The organism is Nitratireductor luteus (assembly GCF_026162365.1).
GTDB classification, from domain to species: domain Bacteria; phylum Pseudomonadota; class Alphaproteobacteria; order Rhizobiales; family Rhizobiaceae; genus Chelativorans; species Chelativorans luteus.
Window position 1 is genome coordinate 61,962 of record NZ_JAOANW010000012.1, and the last position, 20,502, is coordinate 82,463.

The following is a 20,502-nucleotide window of genomic DNA, read 5'->3' on the forward strand; positions in this document are numbered from 1 at the left end:
TCTAGCCGCAGGCACGACAATAAACAACCGTCACATGGCTGTGACATGAATCGGGCCATAGGAGGCGCGACCACACTTGGAGCACCGGCGTCAATCTGGACGCACAAAATGCGCTCCATCTCCTTGCTAGCACGGACGAAGCGATGACCGCCGCCAAGCCTCGCACCTACCGCACCATTTTCATCTCGGACATTCACCTAGGATCGAAGCCCGCCAAGGCCGAATTCCTTATCGACTTCCTGCGTCACCACGAGGCCGAAACGATTTATCTGGTCGGCGACATTGTCGACGGCTGGCGGTTGCAACGCTCCTGGCACTGGCCGCAGGCCCATAATGACGTGGTGCAGAAGCTGCTGCGCAAGGCGCGCAAGGGGACCAACATCTATTATATCGCCGGCAATCACGACGAATTCCTGCGGCCCTTTCAGGGCGTGCATTTCGGCGGGATCGTCGTAGCGGACCGGGTGATCCACGAGGCCGCGGATGGAAAGCGGTTCCTGGTCATCCACGGCGATCAGTTTGATGCGGTCGTGCACAATGTCCGCTGGCTGGCCTATCTCGGCGACAAGGCGTATGACATGGCTATCCTGATCAATCGCGTGGTCGGCTTCTTCCGCCGGCTCCTGGGGCGACCTTATTGGTCGTTTTCCTCCTGGGCCAAGGTCAAGGTCAAGAAGGCGGTGAAGTTCATCAGTTCCTTTCAGGACGTCCTGGCGCAGGAAGCGGTGCGGTCGAAAGTCGATGGGGTCATTTGCGGTCATATTCACCACGCCACGATCGAAGAGATCGGCGGCGTGCGCTACATGAATACTGGCGACTGGGTGGAGAGTTGCACCGCGCTGGTCGAGGATTTCGACGGCAATTTCGCCCTCCTGTCATGGACCAGCCACCCGGCGATGAAGACAATACCAGCACCCAGGCGCAAACGCTTGAAGCCCAGCGTCGGGCAGAAACCGGCCGAGGTCGAGCCAGCTTAAAGCTCAGCCCCACAATTCCGGATCGGGCGGTGAGACGAGGGCGCCCAGATATTTAAGCCCGGGTATGCGGTCTTCCTTGAGGATCAGCGGCCCGTCGAGATCGACGAAGTCTGCGCCCTGCGCCAGCAGAATACTGGGCGCCATGGCCAGCGAAGTGCCGACCATGCAGCCGACCATTACCGAGAAGCCGAGCTCGCGGGCCTTGTCGCGCAGTTCCAGCGCCGCCGTCAGCCCGCCGGTCTTGTCGAGCTTGATATTGATGGCGTCATAAAGGCCGCGCAGGGCCTCCAGATCGTCCGCGGTGTGCAGGCTTTCATCGGCGCAAATCGGTACGGCGTGTGGGATATGCCGCAATATAGCGTCCTTTCCGACGGGCAGGGGCTGCTCGACCAGGACCACCTTGAGCTGGGCGCAGGCCAGCAGGTTTTCCTGGATGTTGTCGTCGTTCCAGCCTTCATTGGCGTCTATGATGAGTTGGCTGTTTGGTGCCGCCGCCGCCACGGCCTGAATGCGGGCCGCATCTTTGGTTGAGCCGACTTTCACCTTGAGCAGCGGCCGATCGGAAAAGGCGCGCGCCTGGGCAGCCATCTCCTCGGGCTCTCCCAGGGAGATCGTGGAGGCCGTCGTCACCGGCTGGGGCGGTTGCTGGCCGACCAACTCGTGCACCGGCGTGCCGCTTCGCTTGGCTTCGAAATCCCAAAGTGCGCAATCGACGGCGTTGCGCGCAGCGCCCGCCGGCATTTTTGTAAGGAGTTCCTGCCGCGTCAGCCCCCCGGCGATGCCCGGGCGCTGGTTTTCGATGAGTTTCACGACCCCTTCCAGGGTTTCACCGTAGCGCTTGTAGGGCACGCATTCGCCGCGCCCCAAGGCCGCGCCATCGCTGATGGTACAGGTGACGACCGCAGCCTCCGTGCGGGATTCCCTGGAAATGCGGAAAACGCCGGCAATGGGAAATCGCTCGACTTCGACGGTCAGGGAAAGCGGCATTGGTCCTCTCGGGTTCATCTGCTGTGGGCAAGCGCCTCTGTGAAGCCGCAACGGGCGAAATCGGTTCCCACGGATTGGGTTGATGCGCTAAAGCATGCTTATGGCGAGCAATGAGATGACGCAAGCGAATGACAAAGGCAAACTGGAGACGGTATCTGTCCCGGCCGTGGAAATCTCGTCTGAAGGCAGCCTGCTGGTCTGCCGGCTTGCGGGCGACTGGACCACGCGGACAGCCGGCCTTGTGGATCGGGAAATGCGGGCGCTCATGGCGCGCGATGATTTCGAGGCGCTGGAACTTGACCTTTCCCGGACGGACCTTCTGGATACTGCGGGAGCATGGCTGATCGGCCGCCTCATTGCCGAACAGCGGCAGCGGGGAGCCTCAGTTGTGCTCAGCGGCGAAAGCAATGCCGCCAGAATACTACTCGAGGCCGTCGGGCCAATCGCCGAAGAGCCGGAAATGCCGGCCAAGCCGCCGAGAGACGGGTGGCTCGTTCGTATTCCCATGGCCGTCGGCCGCGCCATGTACGATGCGCGCGACGATGTCGTCTACGGGCTTCACATCCTGGGAGCCACCATCAGCGGCGCCCAGATGAAACTCGGCCGCAAGCATGCCATCAATCCAGCCGCCATCATTAACCAGATCGACCGGATGGGGGTCGGGGCGGTCCCCATCATCGTGCTGATGTCGGCCATTGTAGGCGCGATCATAGCCCAGCAGGGGGCGTTCCAGCTGCGCTATTTCGGCGCCGAGATATTCGTAGTCGACCTCGTCGGCATCCTCATCCTCCGCGAACTCGGTGTCCTGATGACCGCGATCATGATCTCCGGCCGCTCGGGAAGCGCGATTACCGCCGAGATTGGTTCCATGAAGATGCGGGAAGAGGTCGACGCGCTTACCGTGATCGGTCTCAACCCGGTGGGTGTCCTGGTCTTTCCGCGCCTCGTCGCCCTCGTCATCGCTATTCCATGCCTCACCATCGTGGCAAATTTCGCCGCGCTGGGCGGCGCGATGGCCACGGCCTGGCTCTATTCGGGGATCCCGCCGGCCGCCTTCATAGACCGTCTGCGCGAGGCCATCGACTTGACGAGCATCTTCGCTGGCCTGATCAAGGCGCCCTTCATGGCGCTGATCATCGGCGTCATTGCTTCGGTAGAAGGCATGAAGGTCGGCGGCAGCGCCGAATCCTTGGGCAACCACGTCACGGCTTCCGTGGTGAAGGCCATCTTCGTCGTCATCGTGGTGGACGGGTTGTTCGCCATGTTCTACGCAGCGATCGATTTCTGATGAGTGTATCTCTACAAGACAACGGCGCCACGCCGGCGCAGCGTGAGCGCCGCGACGTGGTGCTTTCGGCTCGCGACGTTAGCGTAAGTTTTGGCGCGACAAATGTTCTGGAGAACCTGTCGCTCGATGTCTATCGCGGTGAAATCCTGGGCTTCGTCGGCGCCTCCGGGGCAGGCAAGTCCGTGCTGCTGCGCACCATCCTGGGCCTTGTGCCAAAGGCCGGCGGTTCGATCAGCCTGTTCGACAAGGACCTGCAGCATCTGAGCGACCGCGAGCGCATGCTGATCGACATGCGGCTCGGCGTCCTGTTCCAGCACGGTGCTCTATTCTCCGCGCTGACAGTTCTGGAGAATATTCAGGTTCCCATGCGGGAATATCTCGACCTGCCGAAGCCGCTTATGAACGAGCTCGCGCTTCTCAAGGTGGAACTGGTAGGTCTGCCGCGCGAGGCGGCCTACAAGCATCCCTACGAACTGTCGGGAGGCATGATCAAGCGCGCCGCCCTTGCCCGCGCTCTGGCACTCGATCCCGATATCGTCTTTCTTGACGAACCGACCTCCGGCCTAGATCCGATAGGCGCGGCCGATTTCGACGAACTTGTGGCCAAGATGCGCGATACGATGGGCCTGACGGTCTATATGGTGACCCACGATCTCGACAGCCTCTTGACCGTGTGCGACCGCATTGCCGTTCTGGGCAAGAAACGTGTACTGGTGGAAGGCACTGTCGACGACATGATGCAAAGCGAGGAGCCGTGGGTGAAATCTTATTTCCGGGGCAAGCGCGCGCGGCGTATCGAGCGCTAATGAATTGCAGTAAAGAAGATCATTAACTTATGGAAACAAAAGCCAATTATGTCGTCGTAGGGATATTCACGATCCTTGCCGTTCTGGCGGCGTTCGGGTTTGTCTACTGGACCGCGGCTATCGGCGACCGTGGTGAGACCGCGGCGCTGCGTTTCCGTATTCCGGGTTCGGCATCCGGCCTTCAGCGCGGCAGCGCGGTTCTTTTCAACGGCGTGAAAGTCGGCGATGTCCGCCGCGTCTATCTCGACCTCACCAATCCGAGCGTTGCCATCGCCGATGCGGAGGTCGACCGGCTGACGCCCATCACCCGCTCGACCCAGGCCGATGTCGGGCTGGCGGGTCTAACGGGGACGGCCAATATCGAGCTGAAAGGTGGTGATCCCACTGAGCCGAACCTTCTGGAACTGGCCGAGGAGCAGAACACAGTCGCCGAGATCACGGCCAGCCCGTCGGCGGTGACGAACCTGCTGCAGACGGCTCAGAGCCTTTTGACGCGCGCCGACAGTGTTATCGGACAGTTGGAAGGCTTCGTGACGGAAGCGCGCGGACCGCTAACGGAGACAGTGCGCAACGTCGAGACATTCTCGGCCTCGCTGTCGCGCAATGCCGAGGGTATCGACCGGTTCCTGGAGAATGTCAGCAACCTGTCCGGCACCATCGCAAAGGTTTCAGGACAGCTTGAATCGACCCTGCAGGCCACCGAGGAACTGATCGGTTCCGTCGACAGGGAACGGGTGGCCAAGATCGTCGAGAATGTCGAGACCTTCACCGGGCGGCTGGCCAATGCCAGCGACCAGCTGGAGACAATCATGGCCGACGTGGACGAAGCGGTTACTTCGATAGGCGATTTCTCCCGCAACGCGACGACCACACTCGGCAAGGTCGATGAAGTGCTCGACGGCGTGGACGCAGCAGCCGTGGCTGCCGCCGTCCAGAATTTCGAGCAGGCGAGCGCCGCCGTCAACGAGGCCTCGAAGGACATTGCCCGCGTCAGCCAGACCGTCGGCGGGCGCACCGAGGATATCGATCAGTTCATCACCGATGCCGGCCAGCTTGCCACTCGGCTCAACCAGGCCTCCGTTCGCATCGACGGCGTTCTGGCAAAGCTCGACGGTATGCTGGGCTCGGGCGATGGCGAAGGCCAGGACCTGATTGCCGAGGCGCGCAGCACGCTCCAATCTTTCCGACAGGTGGCGGACACGCTGAACGCGCGCATGGGCACGATTACCGACGGGCTTTCCCGTTTTTCAGGCAAGGGATTGCGGGAGGTCGAGGCGCTGGTTCAGGACTCCCGACGGGCGATCAACCGTATCGAACGCGCCGTCACTGAGTTCGAACAGAACCCGCAACGCATCATTACCGGTGGGGAAGGTAGCATTCGCCGGTACGATGGTCGCCAGCGCCGTTGACAAGGACAGGTTGGGTCAGCAAGAAGGACCTTCTACCTGCACGGGGACCGCAGATTTTCCGGGAGCATGAATTGAGACGACTGCGCATCGCATGCGGGCTCGCACTCGCCGCTTCCTTGGGCGGGTGCGCGGTCATTCCCGGTTTTGGTCCGCCGCCGATCGACGCCTACGAACTTGGTTCGCCACGCGTCGAATCCGGGCGCCGGCTAGCGCGCACCCAGATACTGGTAGCCGAACCGGGCGCGCTGAAAGTGTTCGACGGCGAGAACATCGTCGTGCGCACGCAGAATGGCGCTGTCCAGTTCTTGAGCGGCGCGCGCTGGGCTGACAACCTGCCCAAGCTCGTGCAGGCCAAGCTTTCCACAGCCTTCCAGTCGACCGACGCGCTCGGCGGCGTCGGGACACCCGGCGACGGGCTTGCCATCGACTACCAGATCATTCCCGAAATACGTGCATTCGAAATCCGGGTGGACGGCAATCAGACGGCTTTTGTCGAGATTTATGTCCGTGTGCTGAACGACCGAACCGGTGTTGTCCGGGCATCGCACACATTCGTGGCCGGGGCGCCCGTCAGCGGGAGCGGCAACAATGCTTATTTCCGTGCGCTCGACGACGCTTTCCAGATTGCCGCCGCCGACATCGTGAGCTGGTCGCTCGACCGCTTGTAGGCGGTCTGCAAATCCGGCTTCTACCTATAACCAGCCAATGAAAAACCCCCGGCGTTTCCACCGGGGGTTTCTTGGTCGAGATGGGCCTTGCGGCTTAGACCGAGTAGTACATGTCGAACTCCACCGGATGCGGCGTCATCTCGAAACGCAGCACCTCGGCCATCTTGAGTTCGATGTAGGAATCGATCTGGTCGTCGTCGAACACGCCGCCGGCCTTCAGGAAGCCGCGATCCTTGTCGAGGCTCATCAGTGCTTCGCGCAGGGAGCCGCAGACAGTCGGGATCTTCTTCAGCTCCTTGGCCGGCAGGTCGTAGAGATCCTTATCCATCGGCTGGCCGGGGTGAATCTTGTTCTTGATACCGTCGAGGCCGGCCATCAGCATGGCTGCGAAGGCCAGGTATGGATTTGCCGACGGGTCGGGGAAACGGACCTCGACGCGCTTGGACTTCGGTGAGGAGCCGAAGGGAATGCGGCAGGAGGCCGAGCGGTTGCGCGCCGAATAAGCCAGCAGGACCGGTGCCTCGAAGCCCGGAACCAGGCGCTTGTAGGAGTTGGTCGACGGGTTGGTGAAGGCGTTGATCGCCTTGGCATGCTTGATGATGCCACCGATATAATAGAGGCAGGTCTCGGAAAGGCCCGCATACTCGTTACCCGCAAAGGTCGGCTTGCCGTCTTTCCAGATCGACTGGTGCACATGCATGCCCGAGCCGTTGTCGCCATAAACGGGCTTCGGCATGAACGTGGCCGTCTTGCCATAGGCGTTGGCGACCTGGTGGACGACGTATTTGTAGACCTGCTGCATGTCGGCGGTGCGGGTCAGCGTGTCGAACTTCATTCCGAGTTCGTGCTGGGCGGCGGCCACTTCGTGGTGGTGCTTCTCCACCTTCACGCCCATCTCGCCCATCACAGTCAGCATCTCGGAGCGCATGTCCTGGCAGGAATCGACCGGCGGAACCGGGAAGTATCCGCCCTTGATGCGCGGACGGTGGCCAAGATTGCCGGTCTCGTAGTCTGTGTCGTCGTTGGACGGCAGTTCGGTGGAATCAAGTTTGAAACCGGTGTTGTAGGGGTCGGCCTTGTACTTGACGTCGTCGAAGACGAAGAATTCCGCCTCGGGACCGACGTAGACGGTGTCGCCGAAACCTTCCGACTTCACGTAGGCTTCCGCTTTCTTGGCGGTGCCGCGCGGGTCGCGGTTGTACGATTCACCGGAAATGGGATCGAGAATGTCGCAGATCACCGCCATGGTGGACTGGGCGAAAAAAGGGTCCATGTGGGCCGATTCCGTGTCCGGCATCAGCACCATGTCGGACTCGTTGATGGCCTTCCAGCCGGCAATCGATGAGCCGTCGAACATGACGCCGTCGGCGAACATGTCCTCGTCCACGGATCCCACATCCATGGTCACGTGCTGCATCTTGCCCTTGGGGTCGGTAAAGCGCAGATCGACGTACTTCACGTCGTTGTCCTTGATCTGCTTCATAAGGTCCTGTGCTGTCGTCATTCTTTTCAAATCCCTGTCTATGACAACTCTTTAACAATCGGTTCGGTGGCCGTTCAGACCGCGTCCGGTCCGGTCTCGCCGGTGCGGATGCGGATCACTTCCTCGACATTGGTGACGAATATCTTCCCATCGCCGATACGGCCGGTCTGCGCAGCCTTGCGGATCGCGTCGATGGCGGCCTCGACCATGTCGTCGACGAGCACCACCTCGATCTTCACCTTCGGCAGGAAGTCGACGACATATTCGGCGCCACGGTAAAGCTCCGTATGCCCCTTCTGGCGGCCGAACCCTTTTGCCTCGGTGACGGTGATGCCTTGAAGCCCGACTTCCTGAAGGGCTTCCTTCACCTCGTCGAGCTTGAACGGTTTGATGATCGCCTCGATCTTCTTCATGCTTTGGCGGCCTCCGATTGCTTTGTAAAGCAGGGTTTGCCCCCCGCTCCGGTTATCGTATGCACGAAGCGTGCCAGTTCATGCGCTGCCGTTCCGGCATGGAGCGGGAGTGGCTTTTCGCCGGGAAGCGCGGCCCGTTGCGCACAGGATGTCGTTTCAATGAGCCGTCGTGCCCGGCTGGCATGCAATCTGCACCCTAACAACTGATCAATTATTGTGCACTATGCAAAAAGAATAAGCAGAGGGCGAAATGCATTTGCCGCGACGGGCGGGGTCGTGGAAACTCGTTCGCAGAATGGGGATGCCATGATCGAACTGCTTACGCCGCAAGAGATGAGCCGTGCCGATGCTTTGGCAATGGAAAATGGACCGGACGACGGCGGGGGCTTGATGCGCCGTGCGGGCGCCACGGTGGTGGACGAGGTTCTCGCACGGTTCGCCGAAGCCCCCGGCTTCGACATCCTGTGCGGACCTGGCAACAACGGCGGCGACGGCTATGTCGTCGCCGACCTCCTTGGCGAGCGGGGCCTCGACGTAGCGGTCTGGCGGTTGGCGGCGCCGCGCGCCGGATCCGACTGTGAAGCGATGGCGGCGCGGTGCCGTGCGGAAAACTCACCCCTTGAGGACTATCGGCCGGTGCCGGGCCGTATCGCCATTGATGCACTGTTCGGCGCCGGACTTTCCAAGCCGATCGAGGGAACGGCGGCCCAGGCTCTGGGCAAGCTGAGGAATGCCGGTGTGCGCGTGGTCGCCGTGGATATGCCTTCCGGCGTTTCGGGTGCCACCGGCCAGGTGCTTGGGATTGCCGCCCCTGCGGTGCTGACGGTTACATTTTTCCGGCGCAAGCCGGGCCATCTGCTTTACCCCGGCCGGGCGCTATGCGGTGAAACAGTGGTTGCCGATATCGGCATAGATGCCGGCGTACTCGACGAGATCGCGCCGCGATGCTTCGTCAACGATCCGGCGCTTTGGAGGGCGCAATGGCCTGTGATGGAGCCGGACTTGCACAAATACCGGCGTGGACATGTCGGGGTATTCTCCGGCGGGCCGATGGCGACCGGCGCGGCGCGGCTTTCGGCGCGGGCGGCGGCGCGGATCGGGGCAGGGGCCGTCACGTTGTTGTCGCCGGGCGCAGCGCTGGCTATCAATGCCATGCACCTGACCTCGATCATGCTGCGCCGGGTTGAAGGCGAGCAGGAACTTCTTCAGTTCCACGAGGAAAGGAACCCGAAGGCTTATGTGCTGGGGCCGGGCTTCGGCGTTGGTGAGCAGACGCGCCGCTTCGCCGAGCTCGTCCTGGAAGCCCAGCAAAGTGCGGGGCTGGTGCTCGACGCCGATGCGATCACGGCCTTCGCCGGAAATCCGCAGCGGCTGGCCGACGCTGCCTCGAAAAGGCGTGGCGACCTCTTCCTGACACCCCACGTCGGCGAGTTTTCCCGCCTCTTTCCGGAACTTGGCGGGAATGACGATCTTTCCAAGCTTGACCGCGCGCGGGAGGCCGCGGCGCGGATGAACGCCGTAATCGTCTTCAAGGGTCCCGACACCGTGATCGCCGCGCCCGACGGCCGCGCAGCGATCAACGCCAACGCTGGCCCGCATCTCGCCACCGCTGGCAGCGGCGACGTTCTGGCCGGCATGATCGCCGGACTTTGCGCCCAAGGCATGTCCGGCTTCGAAGCGGCCTCGGCCGCAGTCTACCTGCACGGTGAGACTGGCAATTGCTGCGGAGCAGGCCTGATCGCCGAAGACCTGCCCGAACGCCTGCCGCAGATTCTGCGGGATAATTTCTGAGAATGGTGAGCGCGCAGGGGCTCGAACCCTGGACCTACTGATTAAAAGTCAGTTGCTCTACCAGCTGAGCTACGCGCTCGCACGGGCGTAGTGGCATTGCCCCGTGAAAGTGCGGCGGAACATAGTGAGAGGCTTTTGCGGGGTCAACCGCAAATGACGGCTTTTAGGGGAGCAATCGACGCTTTTCACTACCGGTATCCATGGGATGCACGAGCCTGCGGCGGTTTGACCACGCAATGGTTATTGGAGCGTGTAGGCCTGCGCGGTTATATGATTCTTGGGCAAGACAGACTGGAAACGAATGACACTCGATATCGGATATACAAGCGCCCTGCTCGCGGGAGGATTGTCTTTCCTGTCTCCTTGCGTCCTGCCGCTGGTGCCGCCATACCTTTGCTATATGGCCGGCGTCTCGGTGGACGATTTCCGGGAGGGGGCTGCCGCGCGAAGCACCCGGTTGTCGCTGCTTGCCTCCGCGCTGGCTTTCGTGCTGGGTTTCTCGACGGTCTTTGTGGCACTGGGCGCCGGGGCCTCGACAATTGGCGGGCTGCTACGCACCTACCAGCAGGAGCTGGCCATGATAGCCGGCGTGCTGATCATCGTCATGGGGCTCAATTTCCTTGGCATCCTACGCATCCCATTCCTGTCGCGCGAGGCGCGCCTGCACTCGGGCGGCAAGCCGGCGAGTCGGGCGGCCGCCTATCTGATGGGCTTGGCCTTCGCCTTCGGCTGGACGCCCTGCATCGGGCCGGTTCTGGGGCCGATCCTCACCCTGGCGGGCGGGCGCGAGACGGTGGGTGAGGGGGCGATGCTGCTGGGCGTCTATTCGGCCGGCCTTGGCATCCCTTTCCTGATTGCGGCGCTTTTTTCCGGTGCATTCATGACGTTCCTAAAACGGTTCCGGGTTCATCTTGGCCGTGTCGAGAAGGTCATCGGCGGGCTGCTGGTGCTGGCCGGCGTCCTGTTCCTGACGGGCGGTATGCAATCGATGGCCTATTGGATGCTGGAGACGTTTCCGGCGCTGGGACGTCTTGGCTGAGCTCCTTCGAGCGGTTTGACGCGCCGACGCGGGGTGCTACAGATCGGCCACATAGCATTTTGCAGCCGGATGGAATCTCCTGACGTCCGCATAGATGCCGAGGAACAACAAATGGAGCGTCCTTTGTGCGTCCGAATGGACGCACAAAGGACGCCCTAGGGAATCGAGAACGGGCTATCCGATGAGCGACAGAAGCTGCCTTGCCGTCATTCTTGCCGCCGGCGAGGGAACGCGCATGAAGAGTGCGCTGCCCAAGGTTTTGCATGAGGTGGGGCGGCTGCCCATGATCGGCCATGTGCTTGCTGCCGCGCGCCAGGCCGGCGCCAACGGCGAGGCCGTCGTCATCGGGCACGGCGCCGATCAGGTACGGGCGGCGGTCGAACTTCCGGCTGGCGCTTCCGGCCGATCGCCGGAGGTCTTCGTGCAGACGGAGCGGCTGGGAACCGGCCACGCCACCCTGGCCGCGCGTTCAGCGATCGAGCGCGGATACGACGATGTGCTGGTCATGTTCGGCGATGCACCGCTTCTGCAGGCCGATGCACTTGGCGCGATGCGCCATGCGCTTGCCGGCGGCGCTGATGTTGTCGTGATGGGGTTCCGCACGGAACGCCCCACGGGCTATGGGCGGCTGATCGGGCGTGGAGGCACTCTGACGGCCATTCGAGAGGAGAAGGATTGCTCTGACGAAGAGCGCCTCATCACCTTCTGCAATGGCGGCACCATGGCGATTGCTGGAAAACACGCGCTCGACCTGCTCGACCGGATCGGCAACGACAACGCCAAGGGCGAATATTATCTGACCGACGTAGTCGCGATTGCGCATGGCCTGAGCCTGTCGGTGAAAGCCGTCGAAGTGTCGTTCGAGAATGCGCTCGGCGTCAACAACCGCGCTGAACTGGCGGAGGCTGAGGCCATCTGGCAAGAGCGCAAGCGGCGCGAATCGATGCTTTCCGGCGTCACCCTTGTCGCGCCGGAGACCGTTTTCTTTTCCCACGATACCGAGATAGGGGCCGACACCCTGGTAGAGCCGAACGTCGTGTTCGGCCCCGGCGTGAAGATTGCGGTCGGCGCCACCATCCATGGCTTCTGTCACATTGAGGACGCGCAGATTGCCGCCGGCGCCAAAATAGGCCCCTTCGCCAGGCTGCGCGGAGGGTCGATGGTCATGGAAAAGGCCAAGGTGGGGACGTTTTGCGAGACCAAGAAGGCGCGTATCGAGCCGGGCGCCAAGGTGCCGCACCTATCCTATATCGGCGATGCAATTGTCGGCAGCGGGTCGAATATCGGCGCCGGAACGATCACCTGCAACTATGACGGCGTGAACAAGCACCTCACCGAAATCGGCGCGGGCGTTTTCATCGGCACCAATTCGTCACTGGTCGCTCCGCTCAAAGTGGGCGCAGGCGCCTATGTTGCCGCCGGCAGCGTCGTCACGGACGACGTGCCGGACGAGGCGCTGGCCTTCGGTCGGGCCCGGCAGGTCACACGCGAAGGCCGAGGCAAGCAACTGCGCGAGCGGATGGCACGGGCAAAGAACAAGGACGAGGGCTGATCCTTCACGCGCAAAGACCGGTGCAATAGGTCAACCATCTTTCTTGCGGTCGTCGGCCAGGTCGTCGAGCAGGCGGCTCATCTCGTCTTCGATCGACATCTCGCCCGGCTGCTGTGGCGGCTCCTGACGCACCGGCCGATAATCCATTTCATCGATGGAAAGATCGATTTCCTCCAACAACGCCGTCTCGCGCTCCACCGACAAAGGGGCGTTCTGTGCCGGCACGGGCTGCGGGCGATGCTCGGGCTCTTCGCGGGCGGGCTGATGCCGTTCGGGACGGGCCTCGGGCTCCGGCTGCCACGACGCGCGGGGCGCGGGTTCTGCCTGGTGGGCGTTGTCGAGGGGCGAATCATCTGGCCGCATGTCGGCAACGGTGTCAGCGTTCGCCCGGTTGCCTGCGTGACTGGTGGCATGCCCTGCCGCTGCGGTTGTTGGCTCGGCGGCTCGCGGTTCTGCAGCTTGGGCTCGCACGGTCCCAGTTGGGCGCGCTGCAGATTGCGGGACGGGTTCCGCGGGGCGTGTCGGACGGGCAGGGGGCTGCGCAGGTGTAGCCACCGGCCTTTGCGCCGGCCGGCCGATTGCCGGTTCGATGACGATATCCGTTGGCCCGCCGATCAGGATCAGATGTTCCACATCGTCCCGCCTTACAAGTACCAGCCGGCGCTGACTGTCGACCGCTGTCGCATCTACGACGGCCAGGCGCGGCGCACGGGTGCGGCCGCCGGAGATGAACGTGCCGGACCTGGCTCCGCGCGAGCGCTTGACGAATGTCAGCACCACCGCCAGCAGCACAAGCGCCGCCAGGGTCCACAGCAGGGCGGAGACATATTGCCCGCCCCCAAGGTTTGCCAGCCAATCGCTCATGACGCCGCTCCATATGCTTCTTCAGTGCCGCCAAACTATTCGCCGCCGCCGGGTGCGGCAAGCAGGCAATGCGCTCATCCCCCTGCCAGTTCCCATTGCGCCCTCCCGCCGCAGCGTCATCCGCCATGGCCAGCGGAAACCTTGCGCATAATCGCCGCCCTGATATATGCGGTGGACCGAACCGGAGAACAGCCGCTGGCAGTCGGCGCGACAGGCAGGTAACGAATGGCCAAGCAAACGGGCGGCGAGATAGATACGGCTCCCATCATAGACCAGGAGTCGCGTCCGGGCGTCATCACGCGGCTGATCATCTTCATAGTCGTTCTTACGGGATCGGCGTTCGTCTTCGCCATATTCCAGGATCGTCTGGGCCAGAGCTTCCTCTTGGGTGTCCTTGGCATTCTGGCGATGATCGGCGTTGGGTATCTCTTCGCCAGTGCCATCGGCTTCATCCAGATCGCACCGCGGTCCACCGGCGACGAACTCTCGAAGGCCTATGTGGATTCCATGTCCGAAGGCCTCCTCGTCACCGACGTTAAAGGCCGCATTCTCTATGCGAACCGGGCCTATGCCGAACTGACCGGAGCCACGTCGGCGGTCGATGTGAAGACTGTCGAATCTCTGCTTTCGGACAATGCCGAGGCTGCGCCCACCATCGAGCACCTCGTGGCCGCATTGCGCGACGGGCGCCCAGCCGATGGCGAATTCCGTCTGTCGCGCCCCATTCGCGCCGGCGCGGAACCGGGCGCGCGCTGGTATCGGGTTCTGGCGAGAGTCTTCAAGGTACCGGGCCATCGCAAGCCGCTGTCGGCATGGCAACTCGTCGACATTTCCGATGAGCGCGCGGAGCAGGAGCGCTTCTTCCTCGACCTGCAGAAGGCCATCGACCACCTCGACCACGCGCCTGCCGGCTTTTTTGCGACGGATGCCGAAGGGCGCCTGACATATCTCAATGCGACGCTGGCCGAATGGCTGGGCATCGAACTCGCAAGCTTCGTCCCAGGTGGGCTCTCGCTGGCCGATATCGTGGCTGGCGACGGCATGGCGCTGATCAATGCTGTAAAGGCCGAACACGGCACTGCGCGCAATGCCGTCATTGATCTCGACCTGTCGACGGCTCAGGGGGAGGCGCTGCCGGTGCGCTTCATGCACCGCGTAACCGCCAGCAGGGACGGAGCGGCGGGGCCCACCCGCACGATCGTCCTCAACCGCACTTTGGGCGAAGACGCTTCAGCCGATCTCAGGGCCTCAGAGGTCCGCTTCACGCGGTTCTTCAACTCGACGCCGATGGCCATTGCCAGCGTTGATGCCGAAGGCCGCATCCTGCGCACCAACGCGCCTTTCCTCTCGCTGTTCTCGACCGCTGTCGACCGCGACGCGCTCGACCGCCGCATCCGGCTGGACACGGTCATCCACCAGCGCGACCGCGAATTCTTTGCGATCGCTCTGGAAAAGGCCAAGCAGCGGCAGGCCGACATCTCGCCGATAGACACCGTGCTGCCCGACAATGAAGAGCGGCACATGCGATTCTACGTCAACGCCGTCGCCGACCAGGCGGGCGGCGAAGGCGCGGAGGAGGCGGCCATCGTCTATGCGGTCGAGACGACCGAGCAGAAGGCACTGGAAGCGCAGATGGCGCAGAGCCAGAAGATGCAGGCGGTGGGTCAGCTCGCCGGCGGCATCGCCCATGATTTCAACAATGTCCTGACCGCCATCATCATGGCGTCGGACCTCCTGTTGACCAATCATCGTCCGTCGGATCCCTCCTTTCCCGACATCATGAATATAAAGCAGAACGCAAACCGGGCGGCTTCGCTGGTGCGGCAGCTGCTGGCTTTCTCAAGGAGGCAGACGCTCCGGCCGGAGGTGCTCAACCTGATCGACGTGCTGGCGGATTTGCGCATGCTGCTGTCGCGTCTGGTCGGCAACGACATCAAGCTGTCGGTCGAGCATGGCCGCGATCTTTGGCCGGTCAAAGCCGATATCGGGCAGTTCGAGCAGGTGATTGTCAATCTGGCCGTCAATGCCCGCGACGCAATGCCCGAAGGCGGCAAGCTGACCGTGCGCACGCGCAACATCCAGACTGATGAGTGCGCCTCCTTCGGCTATCGCGAACTGGCCGCGGCCGACTACGTCGCGATCGAGGTTTCGGACACCGGTACGGGCATCGCGCCCGAGGTGCTCAAGAAGATTTTCGAGCCCTTCTTCACCACCAAGGAAGTGGGCAAGGGCACGGGTCTCGGCCTTTCCATGGTCTATGGCATCGTCAAGCAGACCGGCGGCTTCATCTATTGCGATTCGCAGGAGGGCGAGGGGACAACGTTCCGCATCTTCCTGCCGCGCCACATCCCTGCCGCAAAAGAGATCGAGGCGTCTGCCGAGGCGGCAACCAGCGCTGCGGCCAAGCAGAAGGAAAAGCACCGCGACCTTTCCGGTACGGCACGCGTTCTGCTGGTCGAAGACGAGGATGCGGTGCGTATGGGCAGCGTGCGCGCGCTCGCCTCGCGCGGTTATGAGGTGCACGAGGCGAGTTCGGGCACCGAGGCGATGGAGATCTTCGAAAAGCTTGAAGGGAAGGTGGACATCGTCGTCTCCGACGTTGTCATGCCGGAAATGGATGGTCCAACCCTGCTGGGCGAACTGCGCAAGGTGCAGCCCGACATAAAATTCATCTTCGTCTCAGGCTACGCCGAGGATGCCTTCGCCAAGAATCTGCCCTCGGACGCGCAATTCGGCTTCCTACCAAAGCCATTTTCACTCAAGCAGCTGGCGACCGTGGTTAAAGAGATGCTTGAATCGGACGGCTGATACTCGATCCGAAAACTGGGATCGATTTTCGGAAGAACCGCCTCTTGCCACTCCGTCTTTTTCCGCTTGCGTGCAGGGCGGAAATCGCTTTGATTGACCCATCATTCGGTTCTTCGACAATGCCAGATCAGCGCCGATATCGCGTTCGATCAGGTGGAGATGCATTATGCCGGGGTTGGAATACTTGCTGCCGTTTGTGCTGGCCGCCCTGCTCCTTTCTATTACGCCGGGGCCGGGGTTGCTTTATATCGCCGCTCAATCGGTAGGACGCGGCCAGAAAGCCGGCTGGTTTTCAGCCATTGGAACGCACTTCGCCAGCTATGTTCATATTGTCGCCGCAGCGTTCGGGCTGAGCTTGTTCCTGGTAGCGGTACCCGCCGCCTATCTTGCTTTGAAAATCGTTGGTGCAACGTATCTTTTTTGGCTTGGCATCAAGTTTCTGATGACCGAGGAACAGGACACGGGGCAAAACCTGAAGTCGCAACCACACTCGCATATCCGCGCTCTCAAGGAGAGCTTGATCGTTGAACTGACCAACCCCAAGTCCGCCGTGTTCTTCATTGCTTTTCTGCCACAGTTTTCGGATCAGAATGCGCCCTACCCAATTTGGCTGCAGATTATCCTCCTGGGCGTTATTGCGAATATAATTTTTACCCTCGCGGAAATCTCGTGTGTGATCTTCGCCGATAAAGTCTCATCTTTTCTGAAGAAATCGCGATATGTCGGTCGTTGGATAAGACGAGTTGCTGGATCGGTTCTGATAGCGCTGGGCGCAAATCTGCTTCTCTCGGAACGCTGAACCAGGCCCGAAAGACAAAAGGTTCGCCGACGGGCAGTACTTCACCGATGTGGCGAACGGCGCTTTCGTCCAATAAGGCGACCGCTGCCCGACTTTCGGAAAGCACGATGCCCAAAATGAGCGTACCGTGCGCCGGAACGGCCACAGCCCCTAAACGTTCACCTTCTGGCGAACCCTGTTGGCGCTGCCGAACACCCGCAGATAGCGTTCGATCTCCTTCGGGTCTCCCGTCGCCTTTTCGGGATTGTCCGAAAGCTTGACCGCGGGTCGCCCATTGGCCTCACTCACCTTGCAGACGACCGAGATTGCCTTGAGACTGCCGATCTCGTCGGGTGCGCAATCCTCGAAATCATTCGTTAAATTGGTGCCCCAACCGAAGGCCATGCGCACGCGCCCTTCGAAGTGGCGATAGGTCTTCTCGATAGTGTCGACCTCGAGCCCGTCGGAGAAGATCAGGAGCTTATCCCGCGGGTCCTTGCCGTGCTCCTGCCACCAGGAGATGATCCTCTCTCCGCCTTCGATGGGGGGTGCGCTGTCAGGGCGGAAACCGGTCCAGTCGGCGATCCAGCCCGGCGCCGAGCGCAGGAAGGATTCGGTTCCGAAAGAATCGGGCAGGACGATCAGCAGATTCCCGCCATAATAGCTCTGCCAGTCCTGCAGCACATCGTGGGGCGCGGCCTTGAGCTCTTCGTCGCTTTCCGCAAGGGCGGCGAGGACCATCGGCAGTTCGTGGGCATTGGTGCCCAGCGCTTCCAGGTCGGTATCCATGGCCATCAGCACGTTGGAGGTGCCCGTGAAGGATTCTCCGATGCCCTCTTTCAACGCCTCCACACACCAGCGCTGCCAGAGGAAGGAATGGCGGCGCCGCGTGCCGAAATCCGATATACGGATGTCCGGCACTTTCCTCAGCCGCTCGACCTTCGACCACACCTTGGCCTTGGCGCGGGCGTACAGCACGTCGAGTTCGAACGGCCCGAGGCTGCGCATGGCAGCACGCGAGCGCAATTCGTTGATGATGGCCAGCGCAGGGATTTCCCACATGGTGGTTTCCATCCAACGGCCATGGAATTCCAACTCATACTGCCCGTTTTTGCGGCGCAAGTCGTATTCAGGCAGGTGGAAATCGGCCAGCCATGCCAGGAATTCAGGCTGGAATATCTGCTTTCGGCCGTAAAATGTATTGCCGGCCAGCCAGATCATTTCTTTTTTGCTGAAGCGGATCTGGCGTGCGTGGTCGAGTTGTTCGCGCAGTTCCTGCTCATCGATCTCCTCGGCGAGCAGTACCTTCTTGTTGCGGTTGATGAGCGAGAAGGTCGCGTCCACATGCGGGTAAAGCCCCCAGATCATCTGCAGCATCAGGAGCTTGTAGAAATCCGTGTCGAGCAGGCTGCGACAGATTGGATCAAGCTTCCAGGTGTGATTGTAGACCCGGCGTGCGATGTCGGTCTTTGCCATGAGTTCGTGCCGTCCTGCGCTTTGTCGGCAGACGCGCTCCTGTCGGACGATGCGCCGCCATCCACCCAATCGAGGCCAAACGACACTGGCAACAGGCAAATGTCAATGATCGCCAGCGGTTGGCAAATGGTCGTCGGGCGCTACCTAGGGGTATTAAGGATTTGTTAACTTTATCGGGTTGATGATGTCGGGTTGGGAGGACAACCTCGAGGCTGGGCCATGAACGCCTTTCGCTCTTACATCCTTCCGGGATCAACTTCAGCGGTGTTTGTCGCCGCGATTTTGCCTGCAGTGCTTACGGCTGATGTGCAGGCCCATGAGGCAACTTCGGGCTGGGCATATCCTTATGCCTGCTGCTCGAACAGGGATTGCCGGGAAATACCGCAATCGGCGGTTCTGGAGCGGCCGGAGGGCTATGTACTCAAGACCACGGGCGAGGTGGTTGCATATTCCGACCGGCGCGTGCGCCAGTCGCCTGACGGCGTTTTCCATCTGTGCACGGTCGCCGGAATGGAAACGTCGAGAACCATCTGCCTGTTCGTGCCGCCGCGCCTTTTCTAAGCGCAGTGTGCCTGGAATGCTGAAGGTGCGGCCAAGCGCCGTCACAAGGGGATATTGTCGTGCTTTTTCCAGGGGTTGGATAGGTCCTTGTTACGCAGCATGCGCAGCGCGCGCGCGACGCGGCGGCGTGTCGAATGTGGCATGATGACCTCGTCCACATAGCCTCGCTCGGCCGCGACGAAGGGCGATAGGAACCGGTCTTCATACATCTTCGTATGAGCCGCGATCTTTTCGGGATCGTCGATGTCCTTGCGGAAAATGATTTCCACGGCGCCCTTGGCGCCCATCACGGCGATCTGGGCGGTCGGCCAGGCGTAGTTGATGTCGCCCCGCAGGTGCTTTGACGCCATCACGTCATAGGCGCCGCCGAACGCTTTGCGGGTGATGATCGTTATCTTCGGCACTGTTGCCTCGGCATAGGCGAAGAGAAGCTTCGCGCCGTGCTTGATCAGACCTCCATACTCCTGTGCCGTGCCCGGCAGGAAGCCCGGAACGTCGACGAATGTGACGACGGGTATCGAGAAGCAGTCGCAAAATCGCACGAAGCGGGCCGCTTTCCGGGAAGCGTCCGAATCCAGAACGCCGGCCAGCACCATGGGCTGATTGGCGACGATACCGACCGTCCGCCCCTCGACGCGGCCGAAGCCGGTGACGATGTTGCGGGCAAAGGCTTCCTGGATCTCGAAAAAGTCGCGCTCATCGACCGTCTTCAGGATCAGCCCCTTGATGTCGTACGGCTTGTTAGCGTTGGCCGGTATCAGGCGGTCGAGCGCGGGATCGTCCTGGGGCTCGCCGTGGAAATCAATCTCCGGCAGTTCCGACGTGTTGGACGAGGGAAGGAAGTCGATGAGCCGGCGCATCTGCAGAAGCGCCTCGATGTCGTTGTCATAGGCGCTGTCGGCAATGGAGGATTTGACGGTGTGAACCGATGCGCCGCCGAGCTGTTCGGCGGTGACAGTCTCGTTCGTCACCGTCTTGACCACGTCTGGACCAGTCACGAACATGTAGGATGTGTCGCGAACCATAAAAATAAAGTCGGTCATCGCCGGCGAATAGACGTCACCGCCCGCGCATGGGCCCATAATCACCGAGATCTGCGGAATGACGCCCGAGGCCAGCACGTTGCGCTGGAAGATTTCGGCATAGCCGCCAAGCGCTGCGACACCTTCCTGAATACGCGCGCCGCCGGCGTCGTAGAAGCCGATGATCGGGGCGCGGTTCTTCAGCGCCATCTCCTGGACCTTCATCACCTTTTCGGCATGGGCCTCCGACAGGGAGCCGCCGAACACGGTGAAGTCCTTGGCGAATACGAAGACGGTGCGGCCGTTGACGGTACCCCAGCCGGTGACGACGCCGTCGCCGTAGATTTTGGTGTCGTCCATGCCAAAATCGATGGACCGGTGTTCGACGAACATGTCGAACTCCTCGAAGGAGCCTTCATCGAGGAAGACCTCGATCCGCTCGCGTGCCGTCAGCTTTCCCTTAGCGTGCTGGTGGTCGATCCTCTTTCGGCCGCCGCCGGCGCGCGCCGCTTCCCGGCGGCGCTCCAGTTCCTTCAGGACTTCTTTCATGTTCCTCCCCAGGGATTAAGGTAGTAGCGCA

Annotated in this window: 17 protein-coding genes and 1 tRNA gene; 11 read left to right on the forward strand and 7 right to left on the reverse strand. The window is 61.7% G+C overall.

The features are described from left to right. Positions 1 to 143 precede the first annotated feature (143 nt). Positions 144 to 977, forward strand: a complete 834-nt coding sequence (locus N1058_RS16820) for a UDP-2,3-diacylglucosamine diphosphatase (protein WP_265518762.1) — start codon at positions 144 to 146, stop codon at positions 975 to 977. Positions 978 to 980: 3 nt separating this feature from the next. Here the strand turns inward: N1058_RS16820 and dgcA are convergent, their stop codons facing one another. Beyond that, positions 981 to 1,964, reverse strand: a complete 984-nt coding sequence (gene dgcA / locus N1058_RS16825; RefSeq protein WP_265518763.1) for an N-acetyl-D-Glu racemase DgcA — start codon at positions 1,962 to 1,964, stop codon at positions 981 to 983. Between the two features lie 115 nt (positions 1,965 to 2,079). On the opposite strand from dgcA, the gene N1058_RS16830 reads away from it, so the two are divergent. From N1058_RS16830 to N1058_RS16845, 4 genes are all read left to right on the forward strand, one after another. Continuing rightward, complete coding sequence (locus N1058_RS16830) at positions 2,080 to 3,252, forward strand: ABC transporter permease (RefSeq protein ID WP_265518764.1); 1,173 nt, start codon at positions 2,080 to 2,082, stop codon at positions 3,250 to 3,252. Beyond that, on the forward strand, positions 3,252 to 4,058 hold the full coding sequence (locus N1058_RS16835; protein ID WP_265518765.1) for an ABC transporter ATP-binding protein: 807 nt from the start codon (positions 3,252 to 3,254) through the stop codon (positions 4,056 to 4,058). The genes N1058_RS16830 and N1058_RS16835 overlap by 1 nt, the downstream gene beginning before the upstream one ends. A 29-nt stretch (positions 4,059 to 4,087) precedes the next feature. Beyond that, complete coding sequence (locus N1058_RS16840; protein ID WP_265518766.1) at positions 4,088 to 5,467, forward strand: MlaD family protein; 1,380 nt, start codon at positions 4,088 to 4,090, stop codon at positions 5,465 to 5,467. 71 nt (positions 5,468 to 5,538) lie between these two features. Beyond that, complete coding sequence (locus N1058_RS16845; RefSeq protein ID WP_265518767.1) at positions 5,539 to 6,135, forward strand: ABC-type transport auxiliary lipoprotein family protein; 597 nt, start codon at positions 5,539 to 5,541, stop codon at positions 6,133 to 6,135. A gap of 94 nt (positions 6,136 to 6,229) precedes the next feature. On the opposite strand, the gene glnA is transcribed toward N1058_RS16845, so the two are convergent. Next, complete coding sequence (glnA, locus tag N1058_RS16850; protein ID WP_265518768.1) at positions 6,230 to 7,639, reverse strand: type I glutamate--ammonia ligase; 1,410 nt, start codon at positions 7,637 to 7,639, stop codon at positions 6,230 to 6,232. Between the two features lie 53 nt (positions 7,640 to 7,692). Further along, complete coding sequence (locus tag N1058_RS16855) at positions 7,693 to 8,031, reverse strand: P-II family nitrogen regulator (protein ID WP_265518769.1); 339 nt, start codon at positions 8,029 to 8,031, stop codon at positions 7,693 to 7,695. Between the two features lie 306 nt (positions 8,032 to 8,337). Between N1058_RS16855 and N1058_RS16860 the strand changes: the two genes are divergently transcribed. After that, positions 8,338 to 9,822: an NAD(P)H-hydrate dehydratase gene (locus N1058_RS16860; protein WP_265518770.1), complete on the forward strand. Its 1,485-nt coding sequence runs from the start codon at positions 8,338 to 8,340 to the stop codon at positions 9,820 to 9,822. Between the two features lie 3 nt (positions 9,823 to 9,825). Here the strand turns inward: N1058_RS16860 and N1058_RS16865 are convergent. Continuing rightward, positions 9,826 to 9,901 (reverse strand) — tRNA-Lys (locus N1058_RS16865). A 222-nt stretch (positions 9,902 to 10,123) separates the two neighbouring features. Between N1058_RS16865 and N1058_RS16870 the strand changes: the two genes are divergently transcribed. Next, positions 10,124 to 10,861 carry a cytochrome c biogenesis CcdA family protein gene (locus N1058_RS16870; protein WP_265518771.1) on the forward strand — a complete coding sequence of 246 codons (738 nt, stop codon included), beginning with the start codon at positions 10,124 to 10,126 and terminating at the stop codon, positions 10,859 to 10,861. Positions 10,862 to 11,042: 181 nt separating this feature from the next. Continuing rightward, entirely contained in the window at positions 11,043 to 12,413 is a 1,371-nt protein-coding gene (glmU, locus tag N1058_RS16875; protein WP_265518772.1) for a bifunctional UDP-N-acetylglucosamine diphosphorylase/glucosamine-1-phosphate N-acetyltransferase GlmU, read from the forward strand. 30 nt (positions 12,414 to 12,443) lie between these two features. On the opposite strand, the gene N1058_RS16880 is transcribed toward glmU, so the two are convergent. After that, positions 12,444 to 13,277: a flagellar biosynthetic protein FliO gene (locus N1058_RS16880; RefSeq protein WP_265518773.1), complete on the reverse strand. Its 834-nt coding sequence runs from the start codon at positions 13,275 to 13,277 to the stop codon at positions 12,444 to 12,446. Between the two features lie 225 nt (positions 13,278 to 13,502). On the opposite strand from N1058_RS16880, the gene cckA reads away from it, so the two are divergent. Further along, positions 13,503 to 16,085 (forward strand): cell cycle histidine kinase CckA, encoded by a 2,583-nt coding sequence (gene cckA / locus N1058_RS16885; protein ID WP_265518774.1) that lies wholly within the window; start codon positions 13,503 to 13,505, stop codon positions 16,083 to 16,085. A 166-nt stretch (positions 16,086 to 16,251) separates the two neighbouring features. Continuing rightward, positions 16,252 to 16,884: a LysE family translocator gene (locus tag N1058_RS16890; RefSeq protein ID WP_265518775.1), complete on the forward strand. Its 633-nt coding sequence runs from the start codon at positions 16,252 to 16,254 to the stop codon at positions 16,882 to 16,884. A gap of 150 nt (positions 16,885 to 17,034) precedes the next feature. Here N1058_RS16890 and pncB read toward each other — a convergent pair whose 3' ends face one another. Then, positions 17,035 to 18,339, reverse strand: a complete 1,305-nt coding sequence (gene pncB / locus N1058_RS16895; protein ID WP_265518776.1) for a nicotinate phosphoribosyltransferase — start codon at positions 18,337 to 18,339, stop codon at positions 17,035 to 17,037. 291 nt (positions 18,340 to 18,630) lie between these two features. On the opposite strand from pncB, the gene N1058_RS16900 reads away from it, so the two are divergent. Then, positions 18,631 to 18,900 carry a hypothetical protein gene (locus N1058_RS16900; protein ID WP_338040697.1) on the forward strand — a complete coding sequence of 90 codons (270 nt, stop codon included), beginning with the start codon at positions 18,631 to 18,633 and terminating at the stop codon, positions 18,898 to 18,900. 41 nt (positions 18,901 to 18,941) lie between these two features. On the opposite strand, the gene N1058_RS16905 is transcribed toward N1058_RS16900, so the two are convergent. After that, positions 18,942 to 20,471, reverse strand: a complete 1,530-nt coding sequence (locus N1058_RS16905) for an acyl-CoA carboxylase subunit beta (protein WP_265518778.1) — start codon at positions 20,469 to 20,471, stop codon at positions 18,942 to 18,944. Positions 20,472 to 20,502: the final 31 nt, after the last annotated feature.

Excerpts from the sequence above, each read along its gene's own strand:
- pncB (WP_265518776.1), bottom strand. The coding sequence starts at position 18,339 with ATGGCAAAGACCGACATCGCACGCCGGGTCTACAATCACACCTGGAAG.
- cckA (WP_265518774.1), top strand. The coding sequence starts at position 13,503 with ATGGCCAAGCAAACGGGCGGCGAGATAGATACGGCTCCCATCATAGAC.
- N1058_RS16890 (WP_265518775.1), top strand. The coding sequence starts at position 16,252 with ATGCCGGGGTTGGAATACTTGCTGCCGTTTGTGCTGGCCGCCCTGCTC.
- glmU (WP_265518772.1), top strand. The coding sequence starts at position 11,043 with ATGAGCGACAGAAGCTGCCTTGCCGTCATTCTTGCCGCCGGCGAGGGA.
- N1058_RS16905 (WP_265518778.1), bottom strand. The coding sequence starts at position 20,471 with ATGAAAGAAGTCCTGAAGGAACTGGAGCGCCGCCGGGAAGCGGCGCGC.
- dgcA (WP_265518763.1), bottom strand. The coding sequence starts at position 1,964 with ATGCCGCTTTCCCTGACCGTCGAAGTCGAGCGATTTCCCATTGCCGGC.
- N1058_RS16860 (WP_265518770.1), top strand. The coding sequence starts at position 8,338 with ATGATCGAACTGCTTACGCCGCAAGAGATGAGCCGTGCCGATGCTTTG.
- N1058_RS16870 (WP_265518771.1), top strand. The coding sequence starts at position 10,124 with ATGACACTCGATATCGGATATACAAGCGCCCTGCTCGCGGGAGGATTG.
- N1058_RS16820 (WP_265518762.1), top strand. The coding sequence starts at position 144 with ATGACCGCCGCCAAGCCTCGCACCTACCGCACCATTTTCATCTCGGAC.
- N1058_RS16855 (WP_265518769.1), bottom strand. The coding sequence starts at position 8,031 with ATGAAGAAGATCGAGGCGATCATCAAACCGTTCAAGCTCGACGAGGTG.
- N1058_RS16835 (WP_265518765.1), top strand. The coding sequence starts at position 3,252 with ATGAGTGTATCTCTACAAGACAACGGCGCCACGCCGGCGCAGCGTGAG.
- N1058_RS16840 (WP_265518766.1), top strand. The coding sequence starts at position 4,088 with ATGGAAACAAAAGCCAATTATGTCGTCGTAGGGATATTCACGATCCTT.
- N1058_RS16880 (WP_265518773.1), bottom strand. The coding sequence starts at position 13,277 with ATGAGCGATTGGCTGGCAAACCTTGGGGGCGGGCAATATGTCTCCGCC.
- N1058_RS16830 (WP_265518764.1), top strand. The coding sequence starts at position 2,080 with ATGACGCAAGCGAATGACAAAGGCAAACTGGAGACGGTATCTGTCCCG.
- glnA (WP_265518768.1), bottom strand. The coding sequence starts at position 7,639 with ATGACGACAGCACAGGACCTTATGAAGCAGATCAAGGACAACGACGTG.